Here is a 15,501-nt window from a genome sequence, read left to right on the forward strand (position 1 = left end):
TCTGTCTATCAGTGGAACTGATCTTCTTCGGTAGAGCCGGTCAGTGCGGTCACCGAGGATTGGCCACCCTGAATCACGGTGGTCACCTTGTCAAAGTAACCGGTACCGACCTCCTGCTGGTGGGCCACGAAGGTGTAGCCACGGCTGGCGGCGGCAAATTCTGGCTCCTGCACCATCTCGACGTAGTGCTTCATCCCTTCGCCACGGGCGTACTGGTAGGCCAGCTCGTACATGTGGAACCACATGTTGTGGATACCCGCGAGGGTGATGAACTGGTACTTGTAGCCCATATCGGAGAGCGCCTGCTGGAAGCGGGCGATGGTGGCATCGTCCAGATTTTTCTTCCAGTTGAAGCTCGGGGAGCAGTTGTAGGCCAGGATGCGATCCGGGAACTTGGCCTTGATCGCTTCGGCAAATTTACGCGCTTCGTCCAGATCCGGCTTGGCGGTTTCACACCACACCATGTCGGCGTAGGGGGCGTAAGCCAGACCGCGAGCGATGGCCTGATCGATACCGGCACGCACCTTGTAGAACCCTTCAGCTGTGCGCTCGCCAGTCAGGAAGTCTGCATCGTACGGGTCGGCGTCGGTGGTCAACAGGTCAGCGGCGTTGGCGTCGGTACGGGCGATCACCAGGGTGGTGGTGCCGCACACATCGGCTGCCAGACGGGCAGCAACCAGCTTCTGCACTGCTTCCTGAGTCGGTACCAGCACCTTGCCGCCCATATGACCGCACTTCTTGACTGATGCCAGCTGATCTTCGAAGTGCACGCCGGCGGCGCCCGCTTCAATCATCCCCTTCATCAGTTCGAAGGCGTTCAGCACACCGCCGAAACCGGCTTCAGCATCGGCCACGATCGGCAGGAAGTAGTCGATAAAGCCCTCATCCTGCGGCCCAACCTTGTTGGCCCACTGGATCTGGTCGGCACGGGCGAAGGAGTTGTTGATGCGCTCCACCACGGACGGTACCGAGTTGGCCGGGTAGAGGGACTGATCCGGATACATGGTGGAGGACAAGTTGTTGTCCGCCGCCACCTGCCAGCCGGAGAGGTAGATCGCCTCGATCCCCGCCTTGGCCTGCTGTACTGCCTGACCACCGGTCAGGGCGCCGAGGCAGTTGACATAGCCTTTCTTGGCGTCGCCGTGGATCAGACCCCACAGCTTGTCGGCTCCACGCTGGGCCAGGGTGTGCACCGGCTGCAAGCTGCCGCGCAGATTCACCACATCTTCGGCGCTGTAGCCGCGCTTGATCCCTTTCCAGCGGGGGTTTTCCGCCCAGTCTTTCTCGATAGCCTGGATCTGTTGCTCACGGGTCAGTGCCATATCAGTTCCCTCTTTCATTGATTTCACGTTTCCATTGACTTGTTATTGGCGAGCCCCGCTGGGGGCCCGTGATTCAGAGCCGCTCGTAACCGGGCAGCGTCAGAAAATCGATCAGGGTATCGGCGCAGGTGATCTCTTCCATCAGTTCGCTTGCCTCGGCAAAGCGTCCTGCCTGCCAGCGTGCGGCGCCCACCTCGGCTTTGACCACCTCCAGCTCCTCGGCCAGCATCTGGCGGAACAGCTCCTTGGTCACCACCTTGCCATTCGACAGGCTCTTGCCGTGGCGGATCCACTGCCAGATGGAGGTACGGGAGATCTCGGCGGTGGCGGCATCTTCCATCAGACCGTAGATGGGCACGCAGCCGTTGCCGTTGATCCAGGCCTCCAGATATTGCAGGGCAACCCGGATATTGGTGCGCATCCCTGCTTCGGTCCGCTCGCCCTCACAGGGGGCCAGCAGGTCGGCGGCGGTGATGGGGGCATCCTGCTCGCGCAGCACGCCGATCTGGTTCTTGGCGCCAGCCGCAATGGTGGCGTTGAACACCGCCATGGCGGTATCAGCGAGGCCAGGGTGGGCGACCCAGGTACCGTCGTGGCCGTTGTTGGCTTCGCGCTCCTTGTCGGCCTTGACCTTGGCGAAGACCTGCTCGTTGACGGCCGCGTCCTTGGCCGGAATAAAGGCGGCCATGCCACCCATCGCCAGCGCACCGCGCTTGTGGCAGGTCTTGATCAGCAGCCGCGAGTAGGCGGAAAGGAACGGCTTGTCCATGGTCACCACCTGACGGTCGGGCAGGACGCGATCCGGATGGTTCTTCAAGGTTTTGATGTAGCTGAAGATGTAGTCCCAGCGGCCGCAGTTGAGGGCGACGATGTGATCCTTCATTTGATAGAGCAGCTCATCCATCTCGAATACGGCTGGCAGGGTTTCAATCAGCACGGTGGCCTTGATGGTGCCGCGGGGCAGGCCGAACTTGTCCTCGGTCCAGGCGAATACCTCGCTCCACCAGCGCCCTTCCAGATGGCTCTGCAACTTGGGCACGTAGAAGTAGGGGCCCGAGCCTTTGGCCAGCAGCGCCTGATAGTTGTGCAGGAAGTAGAGAGCAAAATCGAACAGGCCGCCGGGGATGGGCTCGCCATCGAAGGTGACATGTTTTTCCGGCAGGTGCAGACCGCGTACCCGGCAGATGAGGACGGCCGGATTGGGGGTCAGGGTATAAGCCTTTCCTTCCGGACTGGTGTAAGAAATGGTCTCGTTGACCGCATCGCGCAGGTTGATTTGACCCTCGATCACCTTATTCCAGGCGGGGGCCAGTGAATCCTCGAAATCCGCCATGAACACCTTGACGTTGGCGTTGAGGGCGTTGATCACCATCTTGCGCTCGACCGGGCCTGTGATCTCCACACGGCGGTCTTGCAGGTCGGCGGGAATGCCGCGAATGGTCCAGTCACCTTCACGGATGTGGGCGGTTTCCGGCAGGAAGTCCGGCAGCTCGCCGCCATCGATACGGGCCTGGCGTGCCACACGTTGTTTCAGCAATTCCCCTCTTTGGGGAGCAAAACGTTCCACCAGTTCGGAGACCAGAGCTACCGCGTCCGGCGTCAGAATTTGCGCGTATTCGGGTAGCATCTCGCCCTGGATGCGAAGGCGGGCGCTGCAGTGGGTCTGAGCCGGTGCCGACATAAGGTTCACTCCTTTGAGAATTACATTTTGAACTTACTAACTACGACTAAAGTCGAATCCCTGTTCCTGAAACGTTCCCGCAACAACGGGGTAACACGATTGATAAGGTGCGAAATATTGTTGAATACGTCAACAGTTTTTTTTAAACGCCTGTTTTTTCGATATGGTTAAGTTGATGTTTTTTATTGTTTTATTGGATTGGTATAAAAGCTCTACGCAGATGGTTATGCTCCTGCTTTTTCCCATCGGACAACGGCTAATTTGGGCCGTTACCCTGCCCCTTATTTTGTAACTTATTACGTAATAAAATTACAAATGCAAAAACAAATCCCGACCTAACTCCAGGCTTTGCCAAAACAGCCGTATAAAGCGCGTTTGAATGTGGCAATGAATGTTTTGCTAATGCTAGACCTGATTGGTGAACGTGCGTTTTAAACTTGGCGTGGTGATGCAGGCTCTGTTGGCACCAGCGGTTGCAGCGATGGAAAGTGAAGTGCAATAACGTAGGTTTGTATCAGTTGTCGGGGGGAATGCCGGGGAGGAAAGGGGGAGATACATCAGTCAATAATACTGCCATCCTTGATAGAACTAGCAGTTTGTCTTTTTTTGCAGATTTCTCGCCAAGGGCCTGAAACGGAGAGCGTTGAACAGGCGATGTGCTGGTGATGAGCGGCCATCTGGCCGAGCTCAATAGTCATCATCCGGTTCGGCCAGATCGATCACATCCAGCTGGATGACCTGTTCATTTTCGCTTTCGGTGTGGCAAGGGGTGTCGTGAGGAACGGAATAAAGCGTAATGGCGGGTGCGAAATCGGTGTTCTGGTTCATGCCTGGTCCTGTGTTGCACGCAAGCCGGACAGTGATCCCTTCACTCGTGTTTCCACCTCCCTGTGTTGTCTACCGGCGGAAAGTTGCGCATCTTAATGAGTTCGGCAAAAAGATTCAAGTGGTTCTGAGTGTTTTTTGTGCTTGATAGGTAGGCATCGTCAGGAGGATAAATCGGAGGCAAAAAAATAGCCCAGTCGTTTGACTGGGCTATTCTCGGGGAAAATGGTCGGTGTGAGAGGATTCGAACCTCCGACCCTCTACACCCCATGCAGATGCGCTACCTGGCTGCGCTACACACCGACGGAGTCAGACTCGGCTGACGGGGAGGAAGTCTAATAGCATGGCCAAACGGGTGCAACTCCTTTTTTATCATAGAGATGCCGATTGCTTCTTTATTGCTCAGTCGGGATGTGGCTTGGGTCTGACGTGCAGATTTGGCATAATCGCCGCCCTGTCACCGCGAGCTATCATGCCAGCTATCTATGGAATTATCTGACAGTTATGGATAGCTGGAATGCAAACTGCACAATTGAACAATATAAAGAGGGGATGGGCGTGAAACCATCAGAGGTCCCAGAGACACCGAGTCAGACCGAGCAGGACGAACAGTGGATGCGCCATGCCATGGCATTGGCTGCCCGGGCCGAAGGGATTGGCGAGATCCCGGTCGGTGCCGTACTGGTGCTGGATGGTCAGGTGGTGGGCGAGGGGTGGAACCGCTCCATCAGCGAACACGACGCTTGTGCTCATGCCGAGGTGATGGCAATCCGGGCGGCGGGCAAGCAGCTGGCGAACTACCGGCTGCTCGACACCACTCTTTATGTGACGCTGGAGCCCTGCTGTATGTGTGCCGGTGCGCTGATCCATAGCCGGGTCAAGCGGGTGGTTTACGGCGCCCGAGACCTCAAGACCGGTGCCGCGGGATCGGTGTTCGAGATCTTGCAGGACCCGCGCCACAATCACAGCGTCGAGCTGACCGGCGGTGTGCTGGCCGATGCCTGCTCGGCCCAGTTGTCGGCCTTCTTCAAGCGCCGTCGCGCCGAGAAAAAGGCGGCCAAACTGGCGCTGCAACAATCAAACGATACCCTTTCCTGAATCATTCGGGGGCAGCGCAGGCTGCCCTTGCTGATTATCAGCATAAATATCCCTTTATAAACAATATATTACGCTCGCCCGCCTTCGAAGGGATCCCCGCCCATTTTTCCGCTAACAACCTCTGTTAAAGCGTTCTCGATGTAACAAAACTGTCATGCAACCGCCATATAATGCCGCGAAGCCTAGCTTACATTGAGGTCTTGCATGTCATCGGAATCGTTAAACCTGGTCATGGCGGGCAGTAGAAAACGCCGGATCAAGGATAAATTGGCCAAATATGGCGTCACCACAGGCGGAGCCCTGGTACTGGTGGCGCTGCTGCTTATCTTCTTTTATCTGCTCTATGTGGTGAAACCCATCTTCAATGGCGCCTCCATGGAGCCGACCGCCTCGTTTACCCTGCCTGCCGCAGGGAAGACCGCCTGGCTCGGCGTGGAAGAGCAGAACGAGATCGGCTATCGCTTCAGCGATAAAGGGCAGGTCAACTTCTTTGCGGTGCAGGGAGATGACAAGATCAAGGTCGGCCAGTCACTGGGTCAGGCCCAGGTTGCTGGTGACATCACCACGGTAGCGACCCCGGCACCTGGCCAGCGGCTGATCGCCTACGGCTTTGCCGATGGCAAGGCGCAGGTCGTCCAGCCAGCGTTCAAGGTTTCCTATCCCAACGATGTGCGGGTGATTGAGCCCAGCCTGCAATATCCCTTCGGCGAAGAGCCTGTGGTGATCGACCCGCAAGGGAAGGCACTGCAACTGATGGTGTTCGAAGCCACCAAGGACAAGATGGCGACCGCCGCCGTGACCGAAGATGGTCGTGGTGTGATGACGGTGATGAGCGGTGAGGAGAATTTCATCTCCGGGGAGATTGAGTGGAGCAGTGAAAACTATACGATTCCCTCCCTGCCGCGCCATGTGGATCAGATGTTGCTAACCCCCAATCTGCGGATCCTGTTCGTGCGCGAGGGCAATCGCCTCTCCGTCTATGACATTCATAACCTGAGCGAAATATCCCTGCGCAACGTGCTGGAGATCAATGCCCCCAACGCCAATGTGACCCGGGTTCAGCTGCTCTCCGGCGCCTCTTCACTGCTGGTGGGTAATGACAACGGTGTGATTTCCCAGTGGTTCGAAGTGGCGAAGGATGGCAAACGCCAGTTCACCCAAATTCGTGACTTCAAGGGTGATGGCGCGGTAGATCTGCTGACTCCCGAGCACTTTCGCAAAGGCTTCATCAGTGCCGACAAGGACGGCATCATCAGCTTCTTCCACGCCACCGGCGAGACCAAGCTGTTGACCGAGACGGTGGAAGGGGGCGAACTCTCTGCTCTGGCCATCTCCCCCCGTCACAACCTGTTGCTGATGCAGCAAGGGAATACCTTCAAGCTCTTCTCGGTGGAGAACGAGCACCCCGAAGTGACCTGGTCTGCCCTATGGCAACAGGTGTGGTACGAAGGGTATCCGGAGCCCCAGTATGTGTGGCAATCCACCTCCGCCAGCAACGACTTTGAAGCCAAGCTGAGTTTGGTGCCGCTGGTCTTCGGTACTCTGAAAGCCTCTTTCTACGCCATGGTGTTTGCTGTGCCGCTCGGCGTGGCCGGTGCCATCTATACCGCCTACTTCATGTCGGCGGGGCTGCGCAAATACGTCAAGCCGACGGTCGAGATCATGGCGGCGCTGCCGACTGTTATCTTGGGCTTCCTGGCGGGTCTGTGGCTGGCGCCGATCATCGAGGGTGCGTTGCCCGGGGTGATCCTGCTGCTGATATTGCTGCCGATGGGGATGTTGCTGACTGCATTGCTCTGGAACTATCTGCCGGAGCGCGGCAAGTCCTTGCTGCCGGAGGGGTGGCACGCCATCCTGCTGATCCCGGTGCTGCTGCTGATTGGCTGGGGGGCCTTCGCCCTGAGCCCGCTCATCGAGAATGCTTTTATGCACGGCGATTCGCGCATCTGGCTGACTCACGAAATGGGCATCAAGTTTGACCAGCGCAACTCGCTGGTGGTCGGTATCGCCATGGGCTTTGCGGTCATCCCCACCATCTTCTCCATCGCTGAAGATGCTGTCTTCTCGGTGCCCAAGCACCTGACCCAGGGCTCGCTGGCGCTGGGGGCCACCCCGTGGCAGACCCTGAGCCGGGTGGTGATCCTCACGGCCAGCCCGGGCATCTTCTCGGCGGTGATGATGGGCCTTGGCCGCGCCGTGGGCGAGACCATGATCGTGCTGATGGCTACCGGCAACACCCCAATCATGGACTTCTCCATGTTCCAGGGGCTGCGCACCCTCGCCGCCAACATCGCGGTGGAGATGCCGGAATCGGAAGTGGGCAGCTCCCACTATCGGGTACTGTTCCTCGCGGCCTTCGTCCTGTTTGTGTTCACCTTTTTGTTCAACACCCTGGCCGAGTTTGTCCGTCAGCGGTTGCGTGAAAAATACAGCTCGATGTAAGGGGCGACTCTGTAATGGACAAGGAATCGACAATGGGTAAGTGGTTTAAATCAGGGGCCCCCTGGATCTGGATGACCGGCGGTGCCGTCAGCCTGAGTCTGGTAGCGGTACTGGGTCTGCTGCTGCTGATCGGCTGGCGTGGTCTGGTCTACTTCTGGCCCCACCCCATCTATGAGTGGCAGTTGGAAGACGCCAGTGGCAACAAGAGCGTACTGATCGGCGAAATCAACGATCGCGAGCAGGTTCCGGTGGAGCGACTGCGCGCTGCAGGTCTGCCACTGGAAGGGGAAGAGCGCGAGCTGCTGACCCGCTATCTGGTCAAGACCGGCAACCGCGAGTTCGTTGACCTCGATTTTCGCTGGGTGCTGGAGACGGACATCAAGTCCCAGAGCCAGCCAGCCGAGCTGGCCATGGTTGAGCGTGCCACCAACGGCAACTTCTATGGCTATATCGTCGGGGTGAAAGAGGATGGCCGCGAGCTCACCTCTGATCTGCATCCTGCCCTGCAGCGGGTGCTGGCGCGAGCCAATGCCCTTTCAGAACAGGCCAACGATCTGCAAAAAGGGGACATCGGCAGCATCAACTATCAACTGGAGCGGCTGCGCCTGAAAGAGCGCAAGGCCGAGCTGGATGACAAGCTGACCGATCAGCTCAAAGCCGAATTGGCCAGCGAGCGTCAGGCCCTCAACGATCGCTATCAGGTGCTGGAAAAAGAGCTCTTCTCACTGCGTAGCCAAGCGGACCGCGACGCCATCACCGTCAAGGATATGCGTGGCGAGCTGGTGACCATGCCGATGTCCAAGGTACTGGACGTGGTATGGCCCAACGACATGAGCCTGCTGGCCAAGGTGGGTCACTGGTTCCACCAGATCGGCAAGTTCGTCTCTGACGATCCCCGTGAAGCCAACACCGAGGGTGGGGTGTTCCCGGCCATCTTCGGCACCGTCTTCATGGTGTTCCTGATGGCGATCATCGTGACCCCGCTGGGGGTGGTAGCGGCAGTCTACCTGCACGAATATGCGGGCAAGAACAGCCTGACCAAGATCATCCGCATCGCGGTGATCAACCTGGCGGGCGTGCCCTCCATCGTCTACGGCGTGTTTGGTCTGGGCTTCTTCGTCTACACTCTCGGCGGTTCGCTGGATCAGCTGTTCTACCCGGAAGCGCTGCCGAGCCCGACCTTTGGCTCACCCGGCGTGATCTGGTCGGCGCTGACCCTGGCCATCCTGACCCTGCCGGTGGTGATCGTCTCCACCGAGGAGGGGCTGGCGCGGATCCCGAGCACCATCCGTCAGGGCTCGTTGGCACTGGGCGCCACCCAGGCCGAGACCCTGTGGCGCATCGTGCTGCCGATGGCGAGCCCGGCCATCATGACCGGCCTTATTCTGGCGATTGCCCGTGCAGCCGGTGAAGTGGCGCCACTGATGCTTGTGGGGGTGGTGAAACTGGCACCGACCCTGCCGATGGATGGCAACTTCCCGTATCTGCATGTGGAGCGCAAGTTCATGCACCTGGGCTTCCACATCTATGACGTCGGCTTCCAGAGCCCCAACGTCGAGGCGGCCCGCCCGCTGGTCTACGCCACCTCCTTCCTGCTGGTGACGGTGATCGTGGGTCTGAACCTGACCGCTATCGGTATTCGTAACCACTTGCGCGAGAAATTCCGGTCGCTGGAGCATTAATCCGGCGCCGCATGAGTGATACAAGAGTGAGATAACAGAGGGGCGGCCGAGCGCGAGCCGCCATCTCTCTGCACCAATACGTGAGGGGCGCCGGCAGCAGTCCGGCCACTCCAGATTGATTTTGAGGTAACAGATGATCAACGTAACGACCACGTCTACCCAGCACACCGCGCTGGACCTGCTCAACCTGACCCCGGAGCAGACCGCGCTGGAGGTGAAGGATCTCAACCTGTACTACGGCAGCAAGCAGGCGTTGTTCAACGTCAACATGAAGATCCCCAAAGGGCAGGTGACCGCCTTTATCGGCCCGTCAGGCTGTGGCAAATCGACCCTGCTGCGCTGCATCAACCGGATGAACGATCTGGTGGAGATCTGCCGCATCGAGGGGGAAATTCAACTGCACGGCCACAACATCTATGACAAGAGCGTCGATGTTTCCGCCCTGCGCCGTCAGGTGGGCATGGTGTTCCAGCGCCCGAACCCGTTCCCCAAGTCCATCTACGAAAACGTGGTCTATGGTCTGCGCCTGCAGGGGATCAACGATCGCCGCACCTTGGATGAGGCCGCCGAGCGCTCCCTGCGCGGTGCGGCCCTGTGGGACGAGGTGAAGGATCGTCTGCATGACAACGCCTTCGGTCTCTCCGGTGGTCAGCAGCAGCGTCTGGTGATTGCCCGTGCCATCGCCATCGAGCCGGAAGTGTTGCTGCTCGATGAACCGACCTCGGCACTCGATCCCATCTCTACCCTCACCATCGAGGAGCTGATCAACGAGCTCAAGAGCCAGTTCACCGTGGTGATCGTGACCCACAACATGCAACAGGCTGCGCGCGTGTCGGATCAGACCGCCTTTATGTATATGGGCGAGCTTATCGAGTACTCGGATACCAACACCATTTTCACCACCCCGGCCAAGAAAAAGACCGAAGATTACATTACCGGTCGTTACGGCTAAGGAGAGGAGAGGATGAATCTCAGCAAACAGATTGGCAGTCGGTTCAACGGCTAAGGCATAATCGGAGCAATCAAGGATTATTTGTATGGACAATATGAACCTCAATAAACACATCTCCGGTCAGTTCAATGCCGAGCTAGAGAGCGTGCGCAACCAGGTGCTGGTGATGGGCGGTCTGGTGGAGCAGCAGCTCACCGACGCCATCGCGGCGATCCACGATCAGGATCTCGATGCGGCGCGCAAGATCGTGGCCAACGACCACAAGGTCAACGCGATGGAAGTGGCGATTGACGAGGAGTGCACCCGCATCATCGCCAAGCGTCAGCCGACTGCCTCCGACCTGCGACTGGTGATGGCCATCATCAAGACCATCACCGATCTGGAGCGCATTGGCGATGTGGCCGACAAGATCGCCCGCATGCTGACCGACAACGCCAACAAGCCGCAGCCGCCGCTGGTGTCGCTGGAGAACATGGGCCGTCGCACCATCAAGATGCTGCACGATGTGCTCGACGCCTTCGCCCGCATGGATCTGGACGCGGCGCTGGCGGTCTACAAGGAAGATGACAAGGTAGACCGCGAGTACGAGTCCATCATCCGCGAGCTAATGACTTACATGATGGAAGATCCCCGCACCATCCCCCAGGTCCTCAACGTTCTGTGGGCGGCGCGGGCCATTGAGCGGGTCGGCGATCGTTGCCAGCACATCTGCGAGTACATCGTCTACTACGTGAAAGGCAAGGATGTGCGCCATACCAAGGCGGATGATCTGGGCACCTTGCTGGGCAAGGGCTAACCGGAAGTGAATAAAAAGGCGCGTGAAGCGCCTTTTTTGTTGCATAACTGGTCGGAGTAAGATAAAGCCCCCAACTGGCTGTTTTCTGATAGAATACTCCCCCTGTGTGAGTCCCGGATGGGCTCACGGTCCGGTCTCCCGGGCCCAGTTTGCCGTCTTGTGCTAAGGCGGGTGTAGCAATAGGTTAATCATGAGTTTTGCCGATAGTTTGTTCTTTTTAATGCTGCTGGTTGGCGGCAGTGTGTTCTTCTCCCTCTCCGAGATCTCTCTCGCCGCGTCTCGCAAAATCAAATTGCAGGTAATGGCGGATGAAGGTAATCGCCAGGCCGAAAAGGTGCTGGCCCTGCAGGCCCAGCCGGGCAACTTTTTCACCGTAGTGCAGATTGGCCTCAATACCGTCGCCATTCTGGGCGGTATCCTGGGTGAGTCTGCCCTCAACCCCGCCATCAAGGGGATTGTCTCCCAGTTCTACCAAGGGCCCTGGCTTGGCGAGATCAGCTCCGGAGCCTCCTTCGTGTTCGTCACCGGCATGTTTATCCTGATCGCCGATCTGATGCCCAAGCGTCTGGCCATGACCATGCCCGAGCAGATTGCCGTGGTGGTGGTGCGCCCCATGCTCTTCTTCGTCACCGTGCTGATGCCGCTGGTGTGGGTCTTCAACGGATTGGCGAACTCCCTGTTCCGTCTGATGCGCGTCTCCACGGTGCGTAACGACGAGATCACCTCCGACGATATCTATGCGGTGATGGATGCTGGTGCCGAGGCGGGGGTTATCCAGCGCGAGGAGCATCAGCTCATCGAGAACGTGTTCGAGTTGCAGTCCCTTGGTGTCACCTCTGCCATGACGGCCCGCGAGAGCCTCATCTACTTCACCCTGCAAGAGAGTGAAGAGAGCATCAAGGCGAAGATCGCCGAACATCCCCACAACAAGTTTCTGGTCTGTGACCACAACCTCGACAGCATCAAGGGCTTTGTCGATGCCAAAGAGCTGCTGATCCGCGTTATCGGTGGCCAGAGCATCGACCTGATCGGTGGCAACCTGGTGCAGAACGTCATCATCATCCCCGATACCTTGAACCTCTATGAGGCGATGGAGTACTTCAAGAATCATCGTGGCGACTTTGCCGTGGTGATGAACGAGTACGCGCTGGTGGTGGGGATCGTCACCATGAACGACCTGATGAGCACCGTCATGGGCGAGTGGGCGACCCACGTGGTGGAAGAGCAGATCGTCCAGCGCGACGAGAACTCCTGGCTGGTGGACGGGGTCACCCCCATCTCCGACGTGATGCGCGCCTTCGATATCGAAGAGTTTCCAGAGAACCAGAACTACGAGACCATCGCCGGCTTTATCATGTATATGCTGCGCAAGATCCCCAAGCGCACTGACTCGGTCAAATATGCCGGTTACAAGTTCGAAGTGGTGGATATCGACAGTTACAAAATTGATCAGCTGCTGGTTACCCGGGTCGAACCGGCTATGGCCGAGAAGCCAGCTCAGGAATCGTAAAAGGAGCGACATAAGAGTCATGAAGATGCAGTCTCATTCCCGTGCGCTGGCCTGTGTCGCGCTCGCCCTGGCACTGGGTGCCTGTAGTCAGAGTGCGCCGCGCAAAGCCACAGTGGCAGCCAAGCCGGTTGCTCCCAAGCCTGCCGTGGTCGTGCCGCAGCCGGATCCCGATGCGGTGGTACAAAGTGGCATGGCCGAGCCGAGCCCGGTCTTTGACGAGCAGTATCACGGCCCGGATCAGGGTTCGCTGGAGTCGGTGACCGCTCTGTTTGCCCGTGGCTACATCGAGTCCGCCATGCGCGAGACCATGCTGGCGGCGGTGCACAACGACTATCCGCTGCTCGGCATGCGGGATGTACGGTTGACCGATCCGGTCTCCAAATTCCTCACCTCCGAGCATGCGGCCACCACGGCCCATGACTACCTCTATGCGGGTGTGCAGCGTCGCCTCGGTCGTCCTCTCAGCCCTGCCCAGTGGGAGCAGATCTGGCGCGGTCTGCCGCAGCAGGGTCGGGTTTCCGACTGGGTCAAACAGATTAAGCGAGTGCTGGCCGGGCGTTAAGTCGCCAGCGGATCAAGATAGTGATGAGGCCACCTTCGGGTGGCCTCTTGCATTTCTGCGTTTGCCTCGCCGTTTGCACGCTGATTTCTGCTGATACTGATTGCCGCCCGTGGCACTTTGTTTTATCTTGTTTTGGCCATCTAAACATCTATATGTTTTTATGGCTGCATAATGAAAGGGCTTCCCAAGATGAAGCGGGACGATCTGCAGCGATTCAGCGTGAAACCGCAGATCAACAAAACAAACAGATAAATACGCAAATAAACAACGCATAAAACAAAGAGACACGACAGATGGAAACCAGGGAATTGTGGGTGCTGGATGGGGGCATGGGGCGCGAGTTGGCAAGGTGGGGGGCACCGTTTCGTCAGCCCGAATGGTCGGCGCTGGCCTTGATGGAGGCGCCAGAGACGGTGCGTGACGTGCATCAGGCCTATGTGGCGAGCGGTGCCAGGGTCATTACTACCAATAGCTATGCGCTGGTGCCGTTTCATATCGGCGATGAGCGTTTCTTTGCCGACGGGGAGGGGTTGGCAGCGCTGGCTGGTCAGCTAGCCCGTGAGGTGGCTGACGAGCAGAAGGGCGCCGTGCAGGTGGCGGGTTCTCTGCCACCGTTGTTTGGCTCCTACCGTGCCGACTTGTTCAAGGCGGACAGGGTGAGCGAGCTGGCAACGCCGCTTATTCGGGCGCTATCCCCTTATGTGGATATCTGGCTGGCCGAGACCATGAGCCTGATTGCCGAGCCACTGACCCTGAAAGCGCTGTTGCCTGACGATGGTAAGCCGTTCTGGGTCTCCTTCACGCTGGAAGATGAGGCGCCGGGCAACGAGCCGCGACTGCGCTCCGGCGAGCGAGTCGCCGATGCGGTGACCGCGCTGGTGGCGGCTGGAGTCGATGCCATCCTGTTCAACTGCTGTCAGCCCGAGGTGATCGAGGGAGCGCTCAAGGTGGCAAGTGCTGCGTTGCAGGCAGAGGGTCGCAGCGACATCCGCCTCGGAGCCTATGCCAACGCTTTCCCGCCGCAGCCCAAAGAGGCCACCGCCAACGACGGACTGGACGAGATCCGCGCCGATCTGGGGCCGCTGGATTATCTCGGCTGGGCCGAGCGCTGGCGCGGGGCTGGGGCGAACTTGATCGGCGGTTGCTGCGGTATCGGCCCCGAGCATATTCAGGCGCTGAGCAGCCGGTTGCGCTAAGGAGCACCCATGAAAGAGAACAAGATTGGGCTCTGGTCCCTCACCGCGCTGGTATTCAGCTCCATGGTGGGGGCGGGGATTTTCAGCCTGCCCCAGAACATGGCCGAGGTGGCGGGGGCGCGCGCTGTGCTGATCGGCTGGGGCGTGACGGGTGTGGGCATCCTGGCGCTCGCCATGAGTTTTCTCTATCTGTCGCGACTCAGACCGGATCTCGACGGCGGCATCTACAGCTACGCCCGCGCCGGTTTTGGCGATCTGGTGGGCTTCTTCTCCGCCTGGGGGTACTGGCTCTGCGCCACCATCGGCGTGGTGGGTTATCTGGTCATTGCCTTTGCGGCGCTGGGCAGCTTCGTCGATACGCCGGAGCAGGTCTGGTTTGGTGAGGGCAACACGCTGGCAGCGTTTGTCGGCGAGTCCTGCATCCTTTGGGCGGTGCACCTGCTGGTGGCCCGCGGCGTGCAGCAGGCGGCGCTGTTCAATCTGGTGGCGACCCTGGCCAAGAGCCTGCCGCTGCTGCTGTTTATCCTGTTCGCCTGCTACTGGTTCGATCCGGTCACTTTCGCGGCGGATCAGCAGGGCAGCACCCTGGCGGTGCCAGTCTCCGAGCAGGTGCGCAATACCATGCTGATCACTCTCTGGGTCTTCACCGGTATCGAGGGGGCAGCGGTGCTGTCGGCCCGCGCCCGAAACCGGCGGGATGTGGGCACGGCCACTGTGCTCGGCGTGGTGCTGGCGCTGCTGCTCTATGTGCTTATCTCGGTGCTGGCGCTCGGAATATTGAGTCGGCCCGAGCTGGCGGCGCTGCCCAACCCCTCCATGGCAGGGCTGATGGCCCAGATGACCGGCTCATGGGGCAAGTTGCTCATCAGCCTCGGTCTTATCGTCTCGGTGCTCGCCTCCTATGTGAGCTGGACCCTCTTCTCGGCGGAGGTGCCGTTCAGCGCGGCACGCCACGGCGCGTTTCCTGCTATCTTCCGGCGCCAGAACCGCAACGGGACGCCTATCGCATCGCTCTGGCTCACCAGCTTGACGGTGCAGACTTGCCTGCTGCTGGTGTGGCTGCTCGGCAAGGGCTACACCAGCCTGCTGCTTATCTCCACCTCGATGATCCTGGTGCCCTACCTGCTGATCGGGCTGTTTCTGCTCAAGCTCTCGTTCAGCAAGAAGGGGGAGGGCGGGCAGGGCCGCGGTCTGATGCGGGCGGTAGCACTGGTGTCGAGCGGTTACGGCTTCTGGCTGCTTTATGCTGCCGGGGTGGAGTATCTACTGCTGTCGCTTCTGCTCTACGGGCCGGGTCTGCTGCTATTTCTCTACAGCCGTCGTCAGCTGGGCGCAGATCTTTGTCTGAGCGGCCGCGAACGGCTATTGGCCGGAGTGACCTTGCTGAGCCTGATCCCCGCCGTCTGGTCGTTCGCCCATCTTTGACACCGAAGAT

At 59.0% G+C, this 15,501-nt stretch carries 12 protein-coding genes and 1 tRNA gene; 9 read left to right on the top strand and 4 right to left on the bottom strand.

Annotated elements, in window-relative coordinates; translation table 11 throughout:
* Positions 1 to 8: 8 nt before the first annotated feature.
* The 4 genes from aceA to OKC42_RS02355 all read right to left on the bottom strand — a co-directional run bounded on the left by aceA (position 9) and on the right by OKC42_RS02355 (position 4,131).
* Entirely contained in the window at positions 9 to 1,322 is a 1,314-nt protein-coding gene (aceA, locus tag OKC42_RS02340; RefSeq protein WP_088869417.1) for an isocitrate lyase, read from the bottom strand.
* Between the two features lie 73 nt (positions 1,323 to 1,395).
* Entirely contained in the window at positions 1,396 to 3,003 is a 1,608-nt protein-coding gene (gene aceB / locus OKC42_RS02345; protein ID WP_199428057.1) for a malate synthase A, read from the bottom strand.
* 687 nt (positions 3,004 to 3,690) lie between these two features.
* Positions 3,691 to 3,831: a hypothetical protein gene (locus OKC42_RS02350; protein WP_005334106.1), complete on the bottom strand. Its 141-nt coding sequence runs from the start codon at positions 3,829 to 3,831 to the stop codon at positions 3,691 to 3,693.
* 223 nt (positions 3,832 to 4,054) lie between these two features.
* Positions 4,055 to 4,131: transfer RNA gene (locus tag OKC42_RS02355), tRNA-Pro, on the bottom strand.
* A 249-nt stretch (positions 4,132 to 4,380) separates the two neighbouring features.
* Here OKC42_RS02355 and tadA point away from each other — a divergent pair.
* The 9 genes from tadA (at position 4,381) to OKC42_RS02400 (ending at position 15,491) form a co-directional block, all read left to right on the top strand.
* Entirely contained in the window at positions 4,381 to 4,926 is a 546-nt protein-coding gene (gene tadA / locus OKC42_RS02360; RefSeq protein WP_265177584.1) for a tRNA adenosine(34) deaminase TadA, read from the top strand.
* Positions 4,927 to 5,130: 204 nt separating this feature from the next.
* Entirely contained in the window at positions 5,131 to 7,368 is a 2,238-nt protein-coding gene (locus tag OKC42_RS02365; RefSeq protein WP_201906323.1) for an ABC transporter permease subunit, read from the top strand.
* Positions 7,369 to 7,400: 32 nt separating this feature from the next.
* A complete protein-coding gene (gene pstA, locus OKC42_RS02370; RefSeq protein WP_019446688.1) occupies positions 7,401 to 9,050 on the top strand; it encodes a phosphate ABC transporter permease PstA in 1,650 nt (549 codons plus the stop codon).
* Positions 9,051 to 9,183: 133 nt separating this feature from the next.
* Complete coding sequence (gene pstB, locus OKC42_RS02375; RefSeq protein WP_005334102.1) at positions 9,184 to 10,002, top strand: phosphate ABC transporter ATP-binding protein PstB; 819 nt, start codon at positions 9,184 to 9,186, stop codon at positions 10,000 to 10,002.
* Positions 10,003 to 10,087: 85 nt separating this feature from the next.
* Positions 10,088 to 10,798 carry a phosphate signaling complex protein PhoU gene (gene phoU / locus OKC42_RS02380; RefSeq protein ID WP_005334097.1) on the top strand — a complete coding sequence of 237 codons (711 nt, stop codon included), beginning with the start codon at positions 10,088 to 10,090 and terminating at the stop codon, positions 10,796 to 10,798.
* A 190-nt stretch (positions 10,799 to 10,988) separates the two neighbouring features.
* Complete coding sequence (locus tag OKC42_RS02385) at positions 10,989 to 12,308, top strand: hemolysin family protein (RefSeq protein WP_139406437.1); 1,320 nt, start codon at positions 10,989 to 10,991, stop codon at positions 12,306 to 12,308.
* A 19-nt stretch (positions 12,309 to 12,327) separates the two neighbouring features.
* The gene (locus OKC42_RS02390; RefSeq protein ID WP_069555291.1) at positions 12,328 to 12,870 is read left to right on the top strand and encodes a hypothetical protein; all 543 of its coding nucleotides are present in this window, start codon (positions 12,328 to 12,330) and stop codon (positions 12,868 to 12,870) included.
* Between the two features lie 293 nt (positions 12,871 to 13,163).
* Entirely contained in the window at positions 13,164 to 14,066 is a 903-nt protein-coding gene (locus OKC42_RS02395; protein ID WP_270819030.1) for a homocysteine S-methyltransferase family protein, read from the top strand.
* 9 nt (positions 14,067 to 14,075) lie between these two features.
* Positions 14,076 to 15,491, top strand: a complete 1,416-nt coding sequence (locus OKC42_RS02400; protein WP_270819031.1) for a basic amino acid/polyamine antiporter — start codon at positions 14,076 to 14,078, stop codon at positions 15,489 to 15,491.
* Positions 15,492 to 15,501 lie beyond the last annotated feature (10 nt).

Origin of the sequence: Aeromonas sp. Y311-2, from assembly GCF_027706025.1 — a bacterium.
Taxonomy (GTDB): Bacteria; Pseudomonadota; Gammaproteobacteria; order Enterobacterales; family Aeromonadaceae; genus Aeromonas; species Aeromonas veronii.